Genomic DNA, 20853 nt, shown 5'->3' with positions numbered 1-20853 from the left:
GCCCAAGGAGCAGGCATCATGACCGAATTCGCAGTGATCGGCGGGGGCGTCGCGGGGCTCGCCACGGCCCTGCTGCTCGCCAGGCGCGGCCACCCCGTCACCCTCTTCGAACGGGACGCCCGCGCCCCCGGCGACGACCTCGACGCCGACTTCTTCGACTGGCCGCGCCCCGCCACCGTCCCGCAGGCCACCCAGCCGCACACCCTGGTCGGTGCGGCCCGCGCCGTCCTGCGCGACGAACTGCCGGACGTGTACGCGCAGTTGCTGCGGCGCGGGGCCGCCGAGTACCACGAGCTCGACTGGTACGCCGAGCGCCCGCCGGCCCGGCCCGGCGACGAGGACCTCGTCATGCTCCAGACGCGCCGGATCCTCCTGGAGTCCGTCCTCACCGACGCGCTGCGCGCCGAACCCCGCGCGAACCTGCGCTACGGGGCCCGCGTCACCGGCCTGGCCGTCGAGGACGCCGGCGACGGCACGGTGCCCCGGGTGACCGGTGTGCGCACCGGCGAGGAACTCCACCCGGCCGATGCCGTCGTGGACGCCGGCGGGCGGCGGGTGCCCACCGGGCAGTGGCTGGTGGAGGCCGGGTGCCGGCCGCCCGTCGTGGAGCGCCACCCCACCGGGGTCGCCTACTTCTGCCGCTGGTACCGGCGGCGCGAGGGGCAGCGCGAACCCGTGCAGGGCGCGCTCGCGCTGTCCGGCGGGGCCTTCGGCGGCTGCGCGGTCTTCCCCTCCGACAACCGGGTGTTCGGGATCGCGCTCTTCCTGCACACCGACGACCCGACCCGCACCGCCCTGCGGGACCCGGCGGTCTTCGAGGCCGCGGCCCGCAGCTTCCCCTCCGGCGCCGACTGGCTCTCGCTGGACGCCGAACCGCTCTCCGGGGTGCTCCCGATGGCCGGGCTCGACAACAGGTGGAGCGCGCTGGCCGACGAGCAGGGACCGGTCGTCAGCGGGCTGATCGCGGTCGGCGACAGCTTCACCCACACCAACCCCACGATGGCGCAGGGCATCTCGCTCTCGCTGTGGTGCGCCCGGTGGCTGGCGGAGCGGGTGGCGGCCGGGGACGACCCGGCCACCGCCGCGTTCGCGGCCGAGTACCACGCGTGGGCGCTGCGGGAGCTGCGGCCCTGGTTCGACGTACAGGTGCAGACCGACGACGCGATCGGCGAGCGGTACGCGCGGCGGTCGGCGGAGCCGCCCGCGGGCCAGGCCAGGCAGCGGGCCGCGATGCTGGTCTGCGGGCTGAAGGACCCGGTGGTCGGGCGGGCCAGGGCCCGGGTGCGGCACCTGCTGACGTCGCCCCGTCAGGCGTACGGCGACCCCGAGGTCGCCCGGCACCTGGAGGACTGGCTGGCCGCGCACCCGGACTGGGTGCCCGGACGGGTGGGGCCCACCCGGGAGGAGTGGGAGAAGATCACCTCCCGGTGAGGGACGCGGTGCGGCGGCCTCAGCCCGCCCCGTCGAGCCCCAGCACCTCGGACAGGTCGTAGCGAACCGGTTCGTCCAGCTGGTCGTACCCGCAGGAGGCCGGGTCCCGGTCCGGGCGCCATCTGCGGAACTGGGTGGTGTGCCGGAACCGGGTGCCCTGCATGTGGTCGTAGGCCACCTCGCAGACCAGCTCGGGGGCCAGCGCCACCCAGGACTGGTCCTTGCCGGAGTTCCAGCGGTTCTGGCTGCCGGGCAGCCGGTTCGCCGCGTGGGCCGACGGGTCCTCCCAGGCCGCCCAGGGGTGCTCGGCCGGATCGTCCAGCCGGTACGGCGCCAGCTCCGCCACGAGCTCCTCGCGGCGGCGCATCGTGAAGGCGGAACTGGCGCCGACGTGCTGGAGGGTGCCCTGCGCGTCGTACAGGCCCAGCAGCAGCGAGCCGACCACCGGGCCCGCCGTCTTGTGCGGCCGGTAGCCCGCGACGACGCAGTCCGCCGTCCGCTCGTGCTTGATCTTGTACATCAGCCGGGCGTCCGGACGGTACGGAAGGGTGAGCGGCTTGGCCATCACCCCGTCGAGACCGGCGCCCTCGAAGCGTTCGAACCACACCCGCGCGCGTTCGGGGTCGGTGGTCGCCGGCGCCAGGTGCACCGGTGGACCGGCGCCCTCCAGCACCTCGGTGAGCGCCCTGCGCCGCTGTTCCAGCGGTACGTCGAACAGGGCCAGGTCCTCCAGGGCCAGCAGGTCGAAGGCGACGAAGCTCGCGGGCGTCCGCTCGGCGAGCAGGGTGATGCGGGAGTCCGCCGGATGGATGCGGTCGGAGAGCCGCTCGAAGTCGAGACGGCCGTCCTGGGCGATCACGATCTCGCCGTCGACCACGCAGCGCGGCGGAAGCCCGGCGAGCAGACCGGTCACCAGCTCGGGGAAGTAGCGGGTCAGCGGTTTGCCGGTGCGGGAGCCGATGACCAGTTCGTCGCCGTCCCGGTGCACGATCGCCCGGAACCCGTCCCACTTGGCCTCGTACTGCATGCCCGGCGGGATCCTCTTCACGGACTTGGCCAGCATCGGCTTGACCGGGGGCATCACCGGGAGGTTCATCCGGTGCGCGGGCTCCGAGGGCTTCGACGGTTTTGGTGCCATAGGTCCGACCCTGCCTGATCCTCCGATATGCGGCATATGTAGGCTCGGCCTACCGTGGCGCACATGGGCAAGACGGGCGAAGCGATCGAGCTGGATGCGGGAGGGCGGGCCGTGCGGCTGTCGAGCCCGGACAAGATCTACTTTCCGGAGCGGGGCTTCACCAAGGCGGACGTGGCCCGCTACTACCTGGCAGTCGGCCCCGGCATCCTGCGCGCGCTGCGCGACCGGCCGACCACCCTGGAGCGCTTCCCCGACGGCGTGGAGGGCGAGTCCTTCTACCAGAAGCGGGCCCCGAAGAACGTCCCCGACTGGCTGCCCACGGCCAGGATCGCCTTCCCCAGCGGGCGCACCGCCGACGAGATCCGCCCCACCGAGGAGGCCGCCGTGCTCTGGGCGGCCAACCTGGGGACCCTCACCTTCCACCCCTGGGCGGTGCGCGGCGGACGTCCCGACCACCCCGACGAGCTGCGCATCGACCTCGACCCGCAGCCCGGCACCGACTTCAGCGACGCGGTACGGGTCGCCCACCAGCTGCGCGCGCTGCTCGGCGAGCACGGGCTGCGCGGCTGGCCCAAGACGTCCGGGGGACGCGGGGTGCACGTCTTCGTGCCGATCGAGGCGCGCTGGGACTTCACCGCCGTACGGCGTGCCGCCATCGCCGTCGGCCGGGAGCTGGAGCGGCGGGCGCCGGACGAGGTGACGACCGCGTGGTGGAAGGAGGAGCGCGGCGAGCGGATCTTCGTCGACTTCAACCAGACCGCCCGCGACCGCACCATGGCCTCCGCGTACTCGATCCGCGCCAGGCCGCACGCGCCGGTCTCGGCGCCGCTGCGCTGGGAGGAGATCGACGACGTACGCCCCGAGGACTTCGACCTGGCGACCATGCCCGCCCGGTTCGCCGAACTCGGCGACGTGCACGCGGACATGGAGCAGCACGCCTTCTCGCTGGAACCGCTGCTGGACATGGCGGAGCGGGACGCGCACGACAGGGGACTCGGCGACCTGCCCTATCCGCCGGACTACCCCAAGATGCCGGGCGAGCCGAAACGGGTCGCCCCCAGCCGTGCCAAGCACACGAAGCAGGAGCGCGCGGACGAGGCCGCGCACGAGGACGAGGGAGCGGGATGAGCAGCGAGATACCCAGCACCGGAGCGGAACCCGGCGCCGGGCAGGAACGGGAGCCGGAGCCGGCGGACGGCCAGGGCAAGGCGCACGGACAGGCCCCCGCGCACGGGGCGCACGGTCGGGTGCCGACCCGGGCCGAGAAGTGGGCGGCCTTCAAGGAGTCGCCGTTCCTGCCCGCGACCGTCCTGGTCCTCATCCTGGCGGTCGCCGCCGGACTCTTCGCCGGTTCCTACACGTACTCGATGGCCAACCCGACCCCGCACCGGATCCCGGTGGCCGTCGCCGGTGACCCCGGTGCCCCGCAGATCAAGGCGCTGGTCGCCGGGACCGACCTGGCGCTGCCCGGCTCGCTGACCGTCACCGACTACCCGACGTACGCACAGGCCCGCGAGGCGATGGACGAGCAGAAGGCCTTCGCGGTGCTGCGCGCACAGGGCCGCGACGGACTCGCCATGGACCTCTCCGGCGCGTCCGGCGCCTCGGTCGCCCAGGTGCTCGACGAGACGGCGGTGCAGGTCGGCAAGGAGGCCGGCATCAAGGTCACCGTCAAGGACGTCAGACCGCTCCAGAAGGGCGACCCGCGCGGACTCGCCCTCTTCTACATCTCGCTCGCCGCGGTCATCATCGGCTTCGTCGGAGCCATCCAGCTCAGCGTGCACGCACGGGGGCTGAACCCGGCCGAGCGGATCGGCTTCACCGCCGCCTACGCGCTGCTCGGCGGATTCGCCGTCGCCGCGGTGGTGGACTGGCTGCTCGGGGCGCTCGACCTGCCGTTCGTCGAGTCCTGGCTGATCCTGGCGCTGACCATGTTCACCTCGGGAATGGTCTTCACCATGTTCAACACCCTGATGGGCCGCTGGGCGATGCTGCCCACCTGGGGCGTCATGGTGCTGCTCGGCAACCCCTCCTCGGGCGGCGCCGTGTCCTGGCCGCTGCTGCCCTCGCTGCTCGGCCACATCGGGCAGTGGCTGCCGCCGGGCGCCTCCGTCAACGCCCAGCACACCGCCGTGTACTTCCAGGGCCACCAGCACCTCAAGCCGTTCCTGGTGCTCGCCGGGTGGGCCCTGGTCTCCAGCACGGTGTTCTGGGTCTGGCGCCACCGCCACCCGGGCGGCCGGGACAGGGCCCCGGCCCACGCCGCGGCGCCCGCCGCGGCCTGAGCGGGCCCGGCACCGCACGGCCGCGACACGAGGACACGGCGCAATGCCTTGGGAATCCGCCAGGGGGGTGCTGCAATGGCGCAGCACCCCCCCCGTCCGTGGCAGGTCCGGACGGAGCCGTTGAACCCGCGTTGATCGATTGTTGATCGACGAAGGGCAACGTGTGGGCCATGCCGATCGACACCGTTACCCGAAAGCTCAGCACCACCGGCAGCGCACTGTCCTGGCAGGACGGCGCACTGTGCGCGGAGACCGGACCGGAGTTCTTCTTCCCCGAGCCCGGCAGCTCCACCCGCGAGGCCAAACAGCTCTGCGGAGCCTGCGACATGAAGCGCACCTGCCTCGAATACGCACTCGCCCACGACGAACGGTTCGGCGTCTGGGGCGGACTCTCGGAGAAGGAACGCAACGAACTGAGGCGCGCCCGCCACGGCGGGTGAGCACCCCTGGTCACAGCGGCCCCGTACGGTCATGCTGGGGACACAGTCGACACCGTGTCCAACAGCCTGTCAGGGGAGCCGCGTTGAGCCGCCGCAAAGACTCGCGTACGCCGGGACCAGGGACCGCCCTCACCTACGACTACCTCGTGGTCGGGGCCGGTTCGGCGGGCTGTGTGCTCGCCGCCCGGCTCTCCGAGGACCCCACCGTGCGGGTGGCGCTCGTCGAGTCCGGGGGCCCCGACCGGCGCGGCAGGCCGGAGATCCGGATACCCGCCGCCTTCCCGAAGCTCTTCGGCACGCCGTACGACTGGAACTTCCGCACCACCGGGCAGGAGGCCCTCGACGGGCGCGAACTGTACTGGCCGCGCGGCCACCTGCTCGGCGGTAGTTCCTCCATGAACGCCATGATGTGGGTGCGCGGACACCGCGACGACTACGACGCCTGGGGCGAGGCCGCGGGCCACGAATGGTCCTACGCGGAGTTCGTACGCTACTTCCGCCGCGCGGAGCGGTGGACCGGCGACGCCCCCGCGCACAGCGTGTACGGCACCGAGGGGCCGCTGTTCATCGGGCCGCCGCGCGACCCCAACCCGGTCACCGGGGCGTTCCTGGACGCCTGCCGGGAAGCGGGCATCGACGAACTGACCGAACTGAACGGCCCCGACCACAGCGGCTGCTCCCTGACCCCCGTCAACCAGCGGCGGGGCCGCCGCTGGAGCGCCGCCGACGGCTATCTGGCGCCCGCCCGGCGCCGCCCCAACCTCGACGTCCTCACCGGCGCCCGGGTGCGTGCGCTGCGCTTCGACGGCGACACCCGCCGGGTGTGCGGGGTCGACGCCGACGGAGTCGCCGGCACGCTCACCGCCCGCCGCGAGGTGATCCTCAGCGCGGGCACCATCGGCTCCCCGTACCTGCTGATGCGTTCCGGCATCGGCGACCCCGACGCACTGCGCGAGGCCGGCATCGTCCCGCGCGTCCCCTCGCCGGGCGTCGGCAGGAACCTCCAGGACCACCTGTCGACCGCGGTCACCCTGCGCTGCCCCGACCCCGTCAGCCTGACCGGCGCCGACACCCCCGCCAACCTCGCCCGCTACCTCCTGGCCGGGCGTGGCCCGCTCACCTCGAACGTGGCCGAGGCGGTCGCCTTCGTCCGCAGCACGCCCGAACTGGCCGCACCCGACCTGGAGTTGATCTTCGCTCCGGTGCCGTTCGTCAACCACGGGCTCACCCCGCCCACCGAACACGGGCTCACCATCGGCGTCGTCCTCCTCCAGCCCGCCAGCTCGGGCCGCATCACCCTCGACGGCCCCGGGCCCGCCGACGGACCCCGCATCGAGCCCGGCTACCTCACCGACGAGGCGGACCTGCGCCGGATCGTCCGCGGCGTGCGGCGGGCGGAGAGCCTGTTCGCGGGGCGAGCCCTCGCCCCGTACACCAGCGGGCCGATGGGGCTCTACCCGGGCGTCGTGGACGACGACGCTCTCGTCGCGGCGCTGCGCGGCTCCCTGGAGACGCTCTACCACCCCACCGGCACCTGCCGGATGGGCCGCGACGAGGCCTCGGTCACCGACCCCCGGCTGCGGGTCAGAGGAGTGGAGGGGCTGCGGGTGGTGGACGCCTCCGTGATGCCGAACATCACGCGCGGCCACACCCACGCGCCGACGGTGGCGCTCGCCGAGAAGGCGGCGGAACTGATCAGGGCGGACGCCCGCTAGAATCCCCCCGGCCGTTCCGGGTCGTAGCGCAGAGGTAGACGCGCTCATTCAGCGGGTGAGGAGACGCCGGTTCGAATCCGGCCGCCCGGAGCGGCCCTCGGACGGCCCCGGGCCGTACGGTGCCGCCCTACGGCGTCGAAGAGCTCCGGTACGGTCCCGTCGTGGTCCGGCAGCAGCCGGGCCAGCCGCACCCATGCGGCGGTGTCCGCGCCGAGCCGCCCGCGCACCAGCTCCCGCAGGGGCCCGAGGGCCTCCCGGCGGCGGGGGAAGGCGGTCAGGCCCTGGTGCAGCACCCGCAGCGCGTGGACCGAAGGCCGGCACATGTCCAGCAGCTCCCGGGGGCTGTCGTAGACGCCGGCCTTCCGCAGCCGTGCGGCGAACACCGGATGGGCACCGAACTCGCCGCGCGCCCAGCCGGGGCGGTCGGGCCGCACCGAGAGCGCCCAGCGGGCGTAACCCGGCAGCGGGTCCTGGCGGTCGGCCCCGACGACGGCCTCCCAGTCGTCCCGGCCCACCCGCAGCGCGGCGGCTCGGGCCCGCCGCACGGTGACGCCCGCCCGGAGCGCGGCGACCAGCTGCGCCGGGTCCGCGAACCGGGACTCGTTCTCGGGGAAGCCGGTGTCCAGCCGCACCCGGTCCAGCACCGGCACCCGCCCGCGCGCCCCCGGTCCGAACGGCAGCCCCTGCCGGATCTCGGCGCGGACGACCCCGGTCAGCAGCCGCGCCCGGTAGACCTCGGCGTTCAGCTCGGGGTCGTCGTGCTGGAGCGTCCACAGATGGGCGGAGACCGGGTGGAAGCAGCTGAGGCGCGGCCAGGGAGTGGGCGGGTTCCGCCGCCACTCCTCCCCGATCCGCGCCCCGGCCGCCTCGGCGTGCTCGGGCTCCGCCAGGGACAGCAGCAGTTCCATCGCGGAACGGCCCCGCCAGTAGCCCCCCAGCAGTGCCGCCCCCGCGCCGCCCGTCATACCCGTCGCACCTGCCCCGCTCGTACCGCCGGTCCTGCTCGTGCCGCCGGTACTGTCCGTGCCGCCGGTCCGGTCCGTGCGGGGTCCCGGCGGCGGACCCGGGGGTGCCTCAGTGGGTGATGGTGAAGTCTTCCCCGTACATCTTCCACTCCAGCGGCGGCTTCAGGTTCATGTTCCCCTTCTTGAGGAACACCCGCTGGGCGGTGTCGATCCGGGAGGTGTCGTTGAGCGTCTTCTTCGTCCGGAGCACCTCGCGGGTCTCGTCCAGGAAGGCGTTCAGATAGACCTGCTCGGCCTTCGCCTTGGCCTTGCCCTCGACCTCGGAGGGGGCCTTGGCCTTCTTGCGGGCGGCGTCGCGGATGCCGTAAAAGCCGCGCTTGTCGGTGCCGGGGCCGTGCAGCACCATCGCGTCGTAGTAGATGAACTGGCCGAGCGTGCCCAGGCCGTCCATCTTGGCCAGGTCCACCGCGGGCTTGAAGTAGTACTTGTCGCGGGCGTCGTCCTGCGCCTTGCGGAAGTCCGGCTCCTTGGCCGCGTGCTTCCACGCCTTGGTGAAGCCGGGGTCCAGGCCCTCGTGCGAGGCCGTGCCGTCCACCTCGACCAGCGCGGGCAGGAAGCGGGCCAGCGAGTTGTTCGGGTGGGTCTTGGTGTAGTCCTGGATCAGCTGGAGCATGTCGTGGGTGCCCGAGGTGAAGCCGATGACGCCCGCCGTGTAGCCGTTGCCGTCGCCGACGTCACGGATCGAGGCGTACTGGCCGCGCCAGTTGAGCGTGGAGTTCTCCGCGGTGGAGATGATCTGCGCGGCCCGCTCCTTGACGGCGGGGTCCGCGAGACCGGGAGGCAGCTTGGCTATGAGCTCCTGGTCGGTTTTGGGCTTCTCGGCCGCCGGGCCGGACGCGGCGTCGCCGGACTCGGAGGACTCATCGTAGATCGGGTCGTCCCCGCCGGGCGTGCCGCCGAAGATTGCGGTCGCCACGATGGCCACCGGGGCGCCGATGAGGAAGAGACGGGTCAGAGGTTTCACGCCGGACAGATTACGTGGCCCCGGGGGGCTTCCGGTGGGTGCACCCCTCCCGGATTCACCCCGGGTCTTCGCGCGGGGCGGACGAAATCGCCACAGGTCCTCCACGGTACAGCACGGGGGTGCGGGGCGTGGGGTCCGGGGGTGGGGTGCGTGCGGCTCCGCCGGGGTGGGCGGGGCCGGGGGGTTCGGCTCCGCCGGGGGCCGCCCCCTTGCCCGCCCGTTCCGCCCCCGGGGGCGGCCCCGTCGCCCAAGGGAGCTCGGCGGGCGGCCCCGTCGCCCAAGGGGGTGGGGGAGCGGGCGGGCGGGCCCGCCGCCCAGGAGAGGGCGGCGGAGAGGTGGGTCAGGGGTTTTGGCGGGCGGCTTTGCGGGCGAGGCGGGCGGCGAGCTTCTCGTCGAACTTCTTCGCCTCCGAGTCGAGGCCGCCCATGTAGAGCCCCAGCTCCTCCTGGGCCTTCAGGCCCTCCGGGCCCAGGCCGTCGATGTCCAGCACCTTCAGGAAGCGCAGCACCGGCTGGATCACGTCGTCGTGGTGGATGCGGATGTTGTAGACCCCGCCGATCGCCATCTGCGCGGCGGCCCGCTCGAAGCCCGGCATCCCGTGGCCCGGCATCCGGAAGTTCACCACGACGTCGCGCACGGCCTGCATGGTCAGGTCGGGTGCGAGCTGGAAGGCCGCGCCCAGCAGGTTGCGGTAGAAGACCATGTGCAGGTTCTCGTCGGTGGCGATCCGCGCCAGCATCCGGTCGCACACCGGGTCCCCCGACTGGTGCCCGGTGTTCCGGTGCGAGATGCGCGTCGCCAGCTCCTGGAAGGCCACGTACGCCACCGAGTGCAGCATCGAGTGCCGGTTGTCCGACTCGAAGCCCTCGCTCATGTGCGCCATCCGGAACTGCTCCAGCTTGTCCGGGTCCACCGCCCGCGAGGCGAGCAGGTAGTCGCGCATGACGATGCCGTGCCTGCCCTCCTCGGCGGTCCAGCGGTGCACCCAGGTGCCCCACGCGCCGTCCCGGCCGAAGAGGGAGGCGATCTCGTGGTGGTAGCTGGGGAGGTTGTCCTCGGTGAGCAGGTTCACGACCAGCGCGATCCGCCCGATGTCCGTGACCTTGGACTGCGCCGGGTCCCAGGGCTCGCCGTCCTCGAAGAAGCCGGGGAAGTTCCGGCCGTCCGACCAGGGCACGTACTCGTGCGGCATCCAGTCCTTGGTGACCTTCAGGTGGCGGTTGAGCTCCTTCTCCACCACCTCTTCCAGCGCGAACAGCAGCTTGGCGTCGGTCCACGCCTCCGAGCTGCCGAGGTGGGGAGAGGTGATCGTCACGGGTACTCCAGGGGGAACGGGGACGAAAGGCTGTACCTACGGATTCGTAGGTTACGAGACCGTAGGTTAAGCGCGCCGTGAGCGCTGAGCCAAGTCCCCGTCCGTCCCGTACCGCTACGTACCGTTATGTATGCAGGTCGCGCAGGCGCACGGAGAGACAAGTCACGCAACCCTCCAGCTTCTCGAACTCACCGATGTCCACCGGAACAGGCGTAAAACCGAGGTCCGAGAAGAGTTCCGCCGACTTCGGGGCGCTCGCCGCCATGAGGACCGAGTTCCCGTCCAGCACCACCACGTGCGCTCCCGCCTCCTCCGGTACGGACAGGAAGCGCGGGTACGCCGCCGGGCTGTCCACCAGCGGTTCGTACCCGATCACGGTCCCGTCGGGCAGCGCGGTCACCGCCGATTTCAGGTGCAGCACCCGGCTCACCGGCACCGCCACCACGCGCGCCCCCAGCGGCTCGAACGCCGCGCGCAGCTGACGTACCCCTTCCGCGTTGGTGCGCCCGCCCCGTCCCACGTACACCGTGTCGCCCACCTTCAGTACGTCCCCGCCGTCCAGCGTGCCCGGCGCGCGCACCCGGTTCACCGAGCACCCCAGCCGCTCCACCAGTACCGATTCCACGCCCGGCGGCTCCGCCCTGCGCGACTCGGCGCCGGGGCGGGCGATCAGGGCGACGTTGCGGAACATCACCACCGTGTCCTCGACGAACACCCCGTCCGGACAGTCGTCGGCCGGTTCCACCTCCCGCACGTCCCACCCGTACCCCTGGAGGATCGAGACGTAGTTCTCCCACTGGGTGAGTGCCAGTGCCACGTCCACGGGGCGGCGGTCGAGACGGGTCACGATCCCCTCGGCGAGACGCGGGCTCGGACGGCGGACGAGAGCTTTCCTGCTGGGCATACGGCTGCTCCGATACGTGGGTGCCACTTGTGGTGCCGAATCGCCCACGAACGTACGCCGATCAGTCGCGCAGGCCCAGATCGCGCCGCAAGTAGGCGCCCGTGCAGGAGGTTTCGTGGCGGACCAGCTCCTGCGGCGTGCCCGCGAAGACGAGTTCGCCGCCGTGCTTCCCGCCGTCCGGGCCCAGGTCGATCACCCAGTCCGCCCGCTTCACCACATCGAGGTCGTGCTCCACGCAGATCACCGAGTTGCCCGCGTCCACCAGCCGGTCGAGCAGGTCCACCAGGCCCGTGACGTCCGCCATGTGCAGTCCGGTCGTCGGCTCGTCCAGGACGTACACGCTGCCGGTCCGGTGCAGCTGGGTCGCCAGCTTGACGCGCTGGCGCTCGCCGCCCGACAGCGAGCCGAGGGGCTGGCCGAGCGTCAGATAGCCGAGCCCCACCTCGTGCAGCGTCTCCAGCCGCCGCACCAGCGCGGGTTCGTCGAAGAACTCCAGCGCCCGGCCCACCGGCAGGTCCAGCACCTCCACGACGGACAGCCCGCTCAGCCGGTGCTCCAGCACCTCGTCCTTGAACCGGCGCCCCTCGCACACCGGGCACACCGTGGTCACCGGGTCCATGAACGCCAGGTCGGTGTGCAGGAGACCGCGGCCCGCGCAATTCCCGCACGCACCCGCCGAGTTGAAGGAGAAGAGCGAGGCGTCGACGCCGTTCTCCCGCGCGAAGAGCCTGCGGATCGGGTCCATGACGCCGACGTACGTCGCCGGGGTGGAGCGGGACGAGATCCCGATGGCCCCCTGGTCGATCACGATCGCCTCGGGGTACGCCGCCGTGAACACCTGCGACACCAGCGTCGACTTGCCCGAACCGGCCACCCCCGTCACCGCCGTGAGCACCCCTGTCGGGAACGCCGTGTCGAGGGCCTTGAGGTTGTTCAGGGCGGCGCCGGTGACCGGCAGCCAGCCGGTGGGGGAGCGGAAGGCCTCCTTCAGCGGGGTGCGCCGGCGCAGACAGCGGCCGGTCGGGGTGTCCGCCGCACGCAGCTGCTCGTACGGCCCCTCGAAGACCACCAGGCCGCCGTCGACGCCCGCACCCGGACCGATGTCCACGACATGATCGGCGATGGCCATCACATCCGGGTCGTGCTCCACCACCAGCACCGTGTTGCCCCTGTCCCGCAGCCGCACCAGCAGGTCGTTCAGCCGCCCCACGTCACGCGGGTGCAGCCCCACGCTCGGCTCGTCGAAGATGTACGTGAGCCCGGTCAGCGAACTCCCCAGGTGCCGCACCATCTTGATCCGCTGGCCCTCGCCGCCGGACAGCGAGGTGGTCTCCCGGTCCAGGCTCAGATAGCCGAGCCCGATGCCCGCCAGGCGCTCCAGCCGCTCCCGGGCCGCCGCCGCGATCGGCGCGCCCACCGGATCGTCGATCCGGCCGAGCACCTCCACCAGGTCGAGGACCTCCATCCGTACGAGGTCGTGGATCGTGTGCCCGTCGATCCGGGACTTGAGCGCGGCCTCGTTCAGCCGGGCGCCCCCGCACGCCTCGCACGCGCCCTCCACCGTCAGCGCGGCAGCCGCCTCGCGGGTCTTCGCCGACAGCGACCCGGTGTCCCGGTTGAGGAACAGCCGCGCGAAGCGGTTCACCACCCCCTCGAACTCCACGTCCGCCGTGCCCGACCGCATCCGCAGCGTCACCTTCGGACCGCCCGCTCCGCGCTCCCCGTACAGCAGCTGGGCGCGCTCCTCCGCGTCGTACTCGCCCAGCGGTTTGTCCGGATCGAAGAAGCCGGAATGGGCGTAGATCTTCCACTGCCAGCCGCCCACCGAGGAATTCGGCACCCGCAGGGCGCCCCCGTTGAGCGACTTCGACCAGTCGACCGCCCGGTCCAGGTCGAGCCGGACGGTGCGGCCGACGCCGTCGCAGGCCGGGCACATCCCGGCCGGATCGTTGAAGGAGTACGCGTTCGCGCCCCCCGCGCTCGGCACGCCGCACCGGGAGAACAGGACCCGGAGCACCGCGTAGATGTCGGTGGTGGTGCCGACCGTGGAGCGGACGTTGCCGCCGATCGGCTTCTGGTCGACGACGATCGCCACCGACAGGTCGTCGATGGCGTCCGCCTGCGGCCGTTCGTACTTCGGCATCCGGTTTCTGAGAAACCAGGTGAACGTCTCGTTCAGCTGGCGCTTGGACTCGACCGCGATGGTGTCGAAGACGACCGAGGACTTGCCCGAGCCGGACACGCCGGTGAAGACGGTGATATTGCCCCGGGGGACGGCGAGGGAGATGTCCCGCAGGTTGTTCTCCCGTGCGCCCGTGACCGTGATGTGCGTTGCGCTGATAGCCATGACACCGACGCTAGGGTTCATACCCGACAACCTCTGTCGGGTATGAACCGGGCATCGCCCGCCCCGCGTCACCCCCGTGCCGTCATGCGTCCTCCGTCCCGGTCTCCTCGGCGGGCCCGGTCTCCCCGGCGCCCAGGTGGAGCCGCCGGGTGATCCCGATCGAGGCCAGGAACGGCTCGTCGTGGCTCGCCACGATCAGCGCCCCCTCGTACGCCTGCAACGCCTCGGTCAGCTGCCGCACGCTCGCCATGTCGAGGTTGTTCGTCGGCTCGTCCAGCATCAGCAGCTGCGGCGCCGGGTCGGCGAGCAGCAGCGCCGCGAGGGTCGCCCGGAAGCGCTCGCCGCCCGACAGCGTCCCCACCGGCTGGTCGGCCTTGGCACCCCGGAACAGGAAGCGTGCCAGCCGGGCCCTGATCAGGTTGTTCGTCGCCGACGGGGCGAGCAGCGCGACGTTCTGCGCGACGCTCAGCGCGTCGTCCAGCACATCGAGCCGCTGCGGCAGGAAACGCTGCGGAACGAGCCGCTCCACCTGCCCCGACAGCGGTGCCAGCTGTCCGGCGAGGGTCCGCAGCAGGGTGGTCTTGCCCGCCCCGTTGCGCCCGGTCAGCGCCACCCGCTCGGGGCCGCGCAGCTCGAACTCACCGTCCAGAGAGGCCCCGTAGGGCATCTTCAGATCCCGTACGTACAGCACACCGCGCCCCGGATGGACCGTGGTGTACGGCAGCTCGATGCGGATCTCGGCGTCCTCCCGCACCAGCTCCTCCGCCTCGTCGAGGCGCTCCTTCGCGTCCTTCAGCCGCTCCGCGTGCATCGTCCGGTGCTTGCCCGCCGACTCCTGGGCGGACCGCTTGCGCATTCCCATCACGATCTTGGGCTCGCGCTTCTGCTCGTTCATCTTCTGGCCGTACTTCTTGCGCCGCGCGAGCTTGACCTGCGCCTCGGCCAGTTCGCGCTTCTGCTTCTGCACATCGGCCTCCGCGACCCGCACCATGCGCGTCGCGGCCTCCTGCTCGACGGCCAGCGCCTCCTCGTACTGCGAGAAGGTGCCGCCGTACCAGCGGACCCCGCCGTCGCGCAGATCGGCGATCTGGTCGACGCGCTCCAGGAGCTCCCGGTCGTGGCTGACCACGACCAGCACCCCGGACCACGCCGACACGGCGTCGTACAGCCGCCGTCGGGCGTGCAGGTCGAGGTTGTTGGTCGGCTCGTCGAGGAGGAGCACATCGGGCCGGCGCAGCAGCAGGGCCGCCAGCCGCAGCAGGACCGACTCGCCGCCGGACACCTCGCCGATGGTGCGGTCGAGGCCGATGTGGCCGAGCCCGAGGCCGTCGAGGGTGGCGCGGGCGCGCTCCTCCACGTCCCAGTCGTCGCCGACGCGCGCGAAGTTCTCCTCGCTCGCGTCACCGGCCTCGATGGCGTGCAGGGCGGCCCGGGTGGCGGCGATCTCCAGCGCCTCGTCGACCCGCAGTCCGGTGTCGAGCACCAGGTTCTGCGGCAGGTAGCCGACGCTGCCGGCCACCTTCGCCTTGCCGCCGGTCGGGGTGAGCAGCCCGGCGAGCAGCTTCAGCAGGGTGGACTTGCCGGAGCCGTTGACCCCGATGAGGCCCGTGCGGCCGGGGCCGACGGCCAGCTGGAAGTCGTCGAGCACGGTCGTGCCGTCCGGCCAGGCGAAGGAGAGGGCGGTGCAGGTGATCGAGGTGCTGTGGGACGGGGTGTGGGAATAGGTGGACAAGGTGGCGGCCTCCCGGTTGCGGTGAATGGAGCGGGGCAACTGGTGGAGACACCGAAAGGAGTGCGACCTCGCGCCGGTCGGAATCACTCGGGGCGGGCTTCGCGCGGCGCCGTCGACAACGACGGACCGCGGGAGAACCGTGGAGAGGAGAAAAGCCCCGGAGGAAGGAAGACGGCTCGAACGCCGAGGTCGCACGCGGCACGCGGAAAATCGCAGCACACTCAAACGGGTGGCTGCCTCGCAGCACACTCAGGAGGTGGCTGCCTCGCGGCACGGTGTCCCGGACCTCAGACGAGCAACGTCCTTCTCCAATTCGACGACAACAGGGCGAGAGAAACTCTACGCGGGCCGCGCCGGCGCGGGCAACCGGATTAATCGCGGCGATCTGTTTCGCACGTGCATCGGTACGGGCCTGCCTGCGGCGGCTCAGCTGCTGAGCAGCTCGGCCAGGTCCTGGTCCACGTCCAGGTACCGGTGCTCGGTGCCGTCGGGCACCAGCTCCTGCGTCTCCTTCAGGAAACGGCGCAGCTCGGTGGTGCGGATGTGCACCATGGCCACGCCCTCCGTGGCGTGGAACTCCAGCACGGTCCGCCCGTACCCGTAGGGCCGTACCAGTACGTCACCGACGCCGGCCGACTCGTCGAGACCGGCGGCCAGCAGCTCCCGGGAGAAGGTCCACACCACCTCGATGCCCTCCAGGGTGGCCGGGGGCGGGAAGGCCATGCGTACGGCGAAGGGATCCGCGCGGTCGTAGTGGAGCGTCGCGGGGACGTTCTCCAGCTGTGGTGCGGAGGAGATCAGTCGGGCCTGTACGGCCTGCTCGATGACGGTGGACAAGGCCAGCACCTCTCATGCTCGGTGGATGCGTCCTGCCGCCCTGTAGGACGCGGGAACGCGCAGATCCGTGCACACGGCAAGGGCGTGAGCTGCATCACCAGGAACCGCCGGGTGCTCCCGGCCCACCTGCCCACCACTGCTCATGTCCTGCCGCAGGCACCTGTGTGGTCGCAGTACGGCTGGTTCCCACTGGCACCGCAGCCACACAGCATCACTCGTGTCTCATGGTGCGGACCCTGTGAAGTCTCCACCGTCAGCTCGCCCCGTACCAGGAGTTGCCCGGCCGTGTTGCGGGAGATCACCGACGGCCGCTCCGCGCTCTCCGGCGGCCCGCCCGGCAGCCGGTACTGCAGAGCGCCGCTCGGACACCGCCGGACCACCTCCGTCACCAGCTCCGGCGTCGCCTCGTCCGGCGCGATCCACGGCCGCTTGGCCAGGTCGAAGACCTCGGGCAGCCCGCGGACGCACTCGGCGGCGTGCAGACAGCGGGCGGGCTCGAAGGTGACCGAGACCTGCTCGCCCCGGTACTCCTTCACCTTGCGCGCCCGCGGCTCGCGCACTTCCTCGGCCATGGCGTCTCCTCCGCTCAAGAAGGGGGACACGGCCCGCACGCGCGGGCCGTGTGCCGCTCCGTGGCTCCCCACCACCTTAGGAACACCGCTCCCTCGCCGCACTCTGGACGGCGGGAGTCCGGTGGGCTAGCTTCCAGCGCCATGAGGGGTATGGGGAACACGAGACGAATGGTGTCGGTGGGACTGGGCGCGGCCGCTGTGACGGCGGCGCTGGTCGCGGTACCGGCACAGGCGGCGGACGGCGCGGGCGCCGCGGGCGCCGTGTCCGCCGAGCGCGCGCAGTCCGCGGCGGGCTGGCGGCTCAAGGACACCGGAGTGACGGACGTACGTTTCAGGGGGCTCGCGGCGGTGAACCGGAACACCGCCTGGGTGGCGGGTTCCAAGGGCACCGTGCTGCGCACCGCCGACGGGGGCCGCAGCTGGCTGAACGTGTCGCCGCCCGGAGCGGCCGACCTGGAGTTCCGGGACGTCGAGGCGTTCGACGGACGCCGGGCGGTGGTGCTGGCCATCGGTGAGGGCGAGGCGTCGCGGACGTACCGCACGGAGGACGGCGGACGCACCTGGAAGGAAACCTTCCGCAACTCCGACCCCCGGGCCTTCTACGACTGCCTGACCTTCTTCGACAGCCGCAACGGGCTGGCCATGAGCGACCCGGTCGACGGCAAGTACCGCATCCTGTCCACCGGCGACGGCGGAAGGTCGTGGAAGGTGCTGCCGAACACCGGCATGCCGGACGCCCTGCCGGGCGAGGCGGGGTTCGCCGCGAGCGGCCAGTGCCTGGTGAGCAACGGCCCGCGGGACGTGTGGCTGACCACCGGCGGCGGGGAGCGCGGCCGGGTCCTGCACTCCGCGGACCGGGGCCGCACCTGGAAGGTCTCCGACACCACCATTCCGGCGGGCGACCCGGCGCGCGGAGTGTTCGGTGCGGCCTTCCGCGACCGGCACCACGGGATCGCGGTCGGCGGCGACTACCGGGCGGGCCAGGCGTCGCCGAACGCGGCGGCGCTCACCTCGGACGGCGGCCGGACCTGGCGCGCGGCGGCGGCGTCCCCGACGGAGTACCGCTCGGGCGTGACGTGGCTGCCGCACAGCCGCTCGGTGGCCCTGGCGGTCGGGCCGACGGGCACCGACATCACGGTGAACGGCGGCCGTTCCTGGCGCAAGATCGACGCGGGGTCGTTCGACACGGTGACGTGCACGGCCGACTTCGGCTGCTGGGCGGCGGGAGAGAAGGGCCGGGTGGCCCGCCTCGAACCCTGAGCGGACGCGGCTCCGCGGGAGGAGGTGACGGGCCCTCTTCGGGCGGGTGCGTATCCGCGGCTTTACACAGGGCCGCTCGCGCGGTTCCCCGCGCCCCTGACAGGGGCGCGGGGAACCGCGCGAGCAACCGACGACGCTCCCGCAGAAACCCCACCCGCCCCCGCGGCCGGCGGTTCAGGGAAGGGGCGAAGACCCGCCGCAGGCGCCTAGCCCACCGGCTTCTGCCGGTACTCCTCCAGCCCCCGCGCCGTCTTCGTCGCCACGAACTCCGTGATCCGGTACTCGCACACCCCGCCCGTCAGGAACGGGTCCTCCGCCGCCACCGCCTCGATGGCCGCCCGGGACTCCGCGACCGCGAGGATCACCCCGCCGTCGCGCGGCTGCTTCCGGCCGGAGGCCAGGAAGTGGCCCGCCGCGTACTGCGCGTCCAGCCACGTCACGTGATCGCTCATCAGCGCGTCCACCCGCTCGACGGGTGCCGTGTAGGTCAACTCAAGTACGAACATGATCGCCAGCGTACCGACCGCACACGCACACCAGTCCCGCCAGCCCCCGGCACCTCCCACTGTCGGACCCACCTCCTACAGTGGCGAGCACGATGAACACGACGCCGCACCCCACCCCCGCCACGCCGGCGGACGAAGCCGCCGCCCGCGCGGTGCAGGACGAACTGCGCGCACGGGTGGTCCTGGACGAGACCGGCCCGCCGCCGGGAACCGGCCACGTCACCGGCGTCGACGTGGCGTACGACGACGAGCGCGATCTCGTCGCCGCCGCGGCGGTCGTCCTCGACGCGGCGACGCACGTCGTCGTGGAGGAGGCCACGGCCACCGGCCGGGTCGCCTTCCCCTACGTGCCGGGCCTGCTGGCGTTCCGTGAGATCCCCACCGTGCTCGCGGCCCTCGGCAACCTCACCGCCGACCCCGGCCTGATCGTCTGCGACGGGTACGGGCAGGCGCATCCGCGCCGCTTCGGACTCGCCAGCCACCTCGGCGTGCTCACCGGCCGGCCCGTCATCGGCGTCGCCAAGAACCCGTTCGCCTTCACCTACGAGCAACCGGGCCCCCGGCGCGGCGACTTCTCCCCGCTGCTCGACGCGAGGGACGGCGCCGAGGTCGGCCGGGCCCTGCGCACCCAGGACGGCATCAAGCCGGTCTTCGTCTCCGTCGGCCACCGCGTCTCGCTCGACAACGCCTGTGCGCACACGCTCCGGCTGGCCGCCGGGTACCGCCAGCCGGAGACCACCCGCCGCGCGGACTCGCTGTGCAGACGGGCCCTCGCCGAGGCACTCGGCGGGACGCACGGATGACGAAGCACGACGCACGACGCACGGATGACGACGCACGACGCAGGCGGGCGCGGGCCGCGAGGGGCCGCACGGATCACCGGGCCGCGCGGCCGGGCACGCGCAACTGAGTACACGCACGGATGTGGAAAACGATCAGAACGGGACAGGGTCAAAGCATGAGCATGCTGACGATGAGGATCAACAAGGACCACACGGCCGCCACCAGCCCCGCCGTCCCCGAGTACTTCGAGTCCGTCACCGTCCACCGGGCGGGCCGCCGGATGGCGGTGACCGTCATGGTCGGCGTCCTCGCCATGGTCGGCTGGACGGGCGGCATGATCTACACCATCTCGGGCTGGATATCCGGCCACTGAGCGGCCCCTCACTCCGAGTGCGCCACCCGGAAGCGGATCCCCGCCTCCTGCAGCCGCCCGAGCAGCGCGTCCCCCATCGCCGTCGCGGGCGTCACCTGACCCGCCGTCGCGGGCAGTTCGTCGAAGGCCAGACACAGCAGTGACTCGGCGAGGATCTTCGCCGTCTCCCCGTAGCCGGGGTCGCCGCCCGACACCTCGGTGAACACCCGCCTGCCGCCGCCCTCGCCGACGAACCGCACGCTGAACCAGCTCTTCGCCCGCGTCGCCTCGTCGGGCCCGGTGCCCGGCGCCACCAGCGAGCCCAGCCACCGCCGCGCCGCCGGCAGCTGCGCGAGCGCGACCACCGAGCCCGCGGCCAGCGCCCCGCCCGCCGCGACGGGCAGCCACTTCACGGCCGCGTAGTGCCGGTAGCGGAAGTCGGGCCCGTAGCGCTTCAGGGCGGACGCCGACCGCTCCACCACCTTCCCGTCGATCGTCGGCAGCGGCACCGCCCACGCGCCGACCTCCCGGCTGCGGTGCGGGACGCCCGGCACCGACCGCGCCCGCCGCCCGCCCAGCGGCCCCGGCTCCACCGCGCGCCGCTCCCGTGCCGCCGCCAGCATCTGCCGCCCGCGGCCCATCGCCCCCAGCGCCGACGCCAGCGTGCCGCCGGAGAACCGCGCCCCGGTCCTGACGAAGCCCGAGAGGCGCAGCGGCACCCCCTCCGGCAGCTGCCGCACCGTGTAGTACGCCCCCAGGTCGTGCGGTACGGAGTCGAAGCCGCAGGTGTGCACCAGCCGGGCCCCGGTGCGCCTGGCCTGCGCGTCGTACGCCACGTACATCCGGTCGACGAACTCCGGCTCGCCGGTCAGGTCCGTGTAGTCGGTGCCCGCCTCGGCGCACGCGGCGACCAGGCCCTCGCCGTGTGCGAGGTAGGGGCCGACGGTGGACGCCAGCACCCGGGTGGCGCGGGCGAGTTCGCGCAGGGACGCCGGGTCGCCGGAGTCGGCGTGCAGCAACGGGAGTTCCGTACAGGCCGGGTGGGTCTTCGCCAGCCGTTCCCGCAGCCGGGCCAGCTTGTCGGGCGAGCGTCCGGCCAGGGCCCAGCGGCAGTCCTCGGGGGCGTGCGCCGCCAGGTACTCGGCGGTCAGTTCGCCCACGAAGCCGGTCGCGCCGTAGAGCACGATGTCGTAGGGCCTGTCTCCGGACTTGTCGTGCGGACGCGGCATGCCGTTCCTCCAGTCGTC

18 protein-coding genes and 1 tRNA gene are annotated in these 20853 nt (G+C 72.5%); 9 read left to right on the top strand and 10 right to left on the bottom strand.

Annotated elements, in window-relative coordinates; translation table 11 throughout:
• The first annotated feature begins 18 nt into the window (after positions 1-18).
• Positions 19-1431, top strand: a complete 1413-nt coding sequence (locus tag ACFYVL_RS05785; RefSeq protein WP_389241548.1) for an FAD-dependent oxidoreductase — start codon at positions 19-21, stop codon at positions 1429-1431.
• A 19-nt stretch (positions 1432-1450) separates the two neighbouring features.
• Here the strand turns inward: ACFYVL_RS05785 and ACFYVL_RS05780 are convergent, their stop codons facing one another.
• Complete coding sequence (locus ACFYVL_RS05780) at positions 1451-2527, bottom strand: ATP-dependent DNA ligase (RefSeq protein WP_389241799.1); 1077 nt, start codon at positions 2525-2527, stop codon at positions 1451-1453.
• A 105-nt stretch (positions 2528-2632) separates the two neighbouring features.
• Here ACFYVL_RS05780 and ligD point away from each other — a divergent pair, with 105 nt between their 5' ends.
• The 5 genes from ligD (at position 2633) to ACFYVL_RS05755 (ending at position 7099) form a co-directional block, all read left to right on the top strand.
• Entirely contained in the window at positions 2633-3697 is a 1065-nt protein-coding gene (ligD, locus tag ACFYVL_RS05775; RefSeq protein WP_389241547.1) for a non-homologous end-joining DNA ligase, read from the top strand.
• Positions 3694-4854: an ABC transporter permease gene (locus ACFYVL_RS05770; protein ID WP_389241546.1), complete on the top strand. Its 1161-nt coding sequence runs from the start codon at positions 3694-3696 to the stop codon at positions 4852-4854. Before ligD ends, ACFYVL_RS05770 begins: the two co-directional genes overlap by 4 nt.
• 170 nt (positions 4855-5024) lie before the next feature.
• Positions 5025-5294: a WhiB family transcriptional regulator gene (locus ACFYVL_RS05765; RefSeq protein WP_389241545.1), complete on the top strand. Its 270-nt coding sequence runs from the start codon at positions 5025-5027 to the stop codon at positions 5292-5294.
• A gap of 83 nt (positions 5295-5377) precedes the next feature.
• Positions 5378-7009 (top strand): GMC family oxidoreductase, encoded by a 1632-nt coding sequence (locus tag ACFYVL_RS05760; RefSeq protein ID WP_389241544.1) that lies wholly within the window; start codon positions 5378-5380, stop codon positions 7007-7009.
• Positions 7010-7025: 16 nt separating this feature from the next.
• Positions 7026-7099 (top strand) — tRNA-Leu (locus tag ACFYVL_RS05755).
• A gap of 984 nt (positions 7100-8083) precedes the next feature.
• On the opposite strand, the gene ACFYVL_RS05750 is transcribed toward ACFYVL_RS05755, so the two are convergent.
• From ACFYVL_RS05750 to ACFYVL_RS05720, 7 genes are all read right to left on the bottom strand, one after another.
• Positions 8084-8989, bottom strand: coding sequence for a chitosanase (locus ACFYVL_RS05750; protein WP_389241798.1), 906 nt, complete (start codon positions 8987-8989; stop codon positions 8084-8086).
• A 349-nt stretch (positions 8990-9338) separates the two neighbouring features.
• On the bottom strand, positions 9339-10313 hold the full coding sequence (locus ACFYVL_RS05745) for an acyl-ACP desaturase (protein WP_389241543.1): 975 nt from the start codon (positions 10311-10313) through the stop codon (positions 9339-9341).
• A 124-nt stretch (positions 10314-10437) separates the two neighbouring features.
• Positions 10438-11217, bottom strand: a complete 780-nt coding sequence (ddaH, locus tag ACFYVL_RS05740; protein ID WP_389241542.1) for a dimethylargininase — start codon at positions 11215-11217, stop codon at positions 10438-10440.
• A gap of 61 nt (positions 11218-11278) precedes the next feature.
• Complete coding sequence (locus tag ACFYVL_RS05735; protein ID WP_389241541.1) at positions 11279-13564, bottom strand: ATP-binding cassette domain-containing protein; 2286 nt, start codon at positions 13562-13564, stop codon at positions 11279-11281.
• Positions 13565-13646: 82 nt separating this feature from the next.
• Positions 13647-15296 carry an ABC-F family ATP-binding cassette domain-containing protein gene (locus tag ACFYVL_RS05730; RefSeq protein WP_389241540.1) on the bottom strand — a complete coding sequence of 550 codons (1650 nt, stop codon included), beginning with the start codon at positions 15294-15296 and terminating at the stop codon, positions 13647-13649.
• Between the two features lie 426 nt (positions 15297-15722).
• Complete coding sequence (locus ACFYVL_RS05725; protein ID WP_389241539.1) at positions 15723-16133, bottom strand: SsgA family sporulation/cell division regulator; 411 nt, start codon at positions 16131-16133, stop codon at positions 15723-15725.
• A 140-nt stretch (positions 16134-16273) separates the two neighbouring features.
• The gene (locus tag ACFYVL_RS05720; RefSeq protein WP_389241538.1) at positions 16274-16705 is read right to left on the bottom strand and encodes a (4Fe-4S)-binding protein; all 432 of its coding nucleotides are present in this window, start codon (positions 16703-16705) and stop codon (positions 16274-16276) included.
• Between the two features lie 168 nt (positions 16706-16873).
• Here ACFYVL_RS05720 and ACFYVL_RS05715 point away from each other — a divergent pair, with 168 nt between their 5' ends.
• Positions 16874-17965, top strand: coding sequence for a WD40/YVTN/BNR-like repeat-containing protein (locus tag ACFYVL_RS05715; protein ID WP_389241537.1), 1092 nt, complete (start codon positions 16874-16876; stop codon positions 17963-17965).
• A gap of 206 nt (positions 17966-18171) precedes the next feature.
• Here the strand turns inward: ACFYVL_RS05715 and ACFYVL_RS05710 are convergent, their stop codons facing one another.
• Positions 18172-18471, bottom strand: coding sequence for a YciI family protein (locus ACFYVL_RS05710; RefSeq protein WP_389241536.1), 300 nt, complete (start codon positions 18469-18471; stop codon positions 18172-18174).
• A 92-nt stretch (positions 18472-18563) separates the two neighbouring features.
• Here ACFYVL_RS05710 and ACFYVL_RS05705 point away from each other — a divergent pair, with 92 nt between their 5' ends.
• Together ACFYVL_RS05705 and mmpA are read left to right on the top strand one after the other, a co-directional pair.
• Positions 18564-19274 carry an endonuclease V gene (locus ACFYVL_RS05705; protein WP_389241535.1) on the top strand — a complete coding sequence of 237 codons (711 nt, stop codon included), beginning with the start codon at positions 18564-18566 and terminating at the stop codon, positions 19272-19274.
• 155 nt (positions 19275-19429) lie between these two features.
• Positions 19430-19627 (top strand): morphogenic membrane protein MmpA, encoded by a 198-nt coding sequence (gene mmpA / locus ACFYVL_RS05700; RefSeq protein ID WP_389241534.1) that lies wholly within the window; start codon positions 19430-19432, stop codon positions 19625-19627.
• An 8-nt stretch (positions 19628-19635) separates the two neighbouring features.
• Here the strand turns inward: mmpA and ACFYVL_RS05695 are convergent, their stop codons facing one another.
• A complete protein-coding gene (locus ACFYVL_RS05695) occupies positions 19636-20835 on the bottom strand; it encodes a saccharopine dehydrogenase family protein (protein WP_389241533.1) in 1200 nt (399 codons plus the stop codon).
• Positions 20836-20853: the final 18 nt, after the last annotated feature.

It is taken from the genome of Streptomyces sp. NPDC004111, assembly GCF_042874215.1.
Classification (GTDB): domain Bacteria; phylum Actinomycetota; class Actinomycetes; order Streptomycetales; family Streptomycetaceae; genus Streptomyces.
Note: the sequence above shows the minus strand (reverse complement) of the source record. Positions and strands in the feature narration are given on the sequence as shown.

Coding starts and splice junctions, on each gene's coding strand:
- ACFYVL_RS05785 (WP_389241548.1), top strand. CDS start 19: ATGACCGAATTCGCAGTGATCGGCGGGGGCGTCGCGGGGCTCGCCACG.
- ACFYVL_RS05780 (WP_389241799.1), bottom strand. CDS start 2,527: ATGAACCTCCCGGTGATGCCCCCGGTCAAGCCGATGCTGGCCAAGTCC.
- ligD (WP_389241547.1), top strand. CDS start 2,633: ATGGGCAAGACGGGCGAAGCGATCGAGCTGGATGCGGGAGGGCGGGCC.
- ACFYVL_RS05770 (WP_389241546.1), top strand. CDS start 3,694: ATGAGCAGCGAGATACCCAGCACCGGAGCGGAACCCGGCGCCGGGCAG.
- ACFYVL_RS05765 (WP_389241545.1), top strand. CDS start 5,025: ATGCCGATCGACACCGTTACCCGAAAGCTCAGCACCACCGGCAGCGCA.
- ddaH (WP_389241542.1), bottom strand. CDS start 11,217: ATGCCCAGCAGGAAAGCTCTCGTCCGCCGTCCGAGCCCGCGTCTCGCC.
- ACFYVL_RS05735 (WP_389241541.1), bottom strand. CDS start 13,564: ATGGCTATCAGCGCAACGCACATCACGGTCACGGGCGCACGGGAGAAC.
- ACFYVL_RS05720 (WP_389241538.1), bottom strand. CDS start 16,705: ATGGCCGAGGAAGTGCGCGAGCCGCGGGCGCGCAAGGTGAAGGAGTAC.
- ACFYVL_RS05715 (WP_389241537.1), top strand. CDS start 16,874: ATGGTGTCGGTGGGACTGGGCGCGGCCGCTGTGACGGCGGCGCTGGTC.
- ACFYVL_RS05710 (WP_389241536.1), bottom strand. CDS start 18,471: ATGTTCGTACTTGAGTTGACCTACACGGCACCCGTCGAGCGGGTGGAC.
- ACFYVL_RS05705 (WP_389241535.1), top strand. CDS start 18,564: ATGAACACGACGCCGCACCCCACCCCCGCCACGCCGGCGGACGAAGCC.
- mmpA (WP_389241534.1), top strand. CDS start 19,430: ATGAGCATGCTGACGATGAGGATCAACAAGGACCACACGGCCGCCACC.
- ACFYVL_RS05695 (WP_389241533.1), bottom strand. CDS start 20,835: ATGCCGCGTCCGCACGACAAGTCCGGAGACAGGCCCTACGACATCGTG.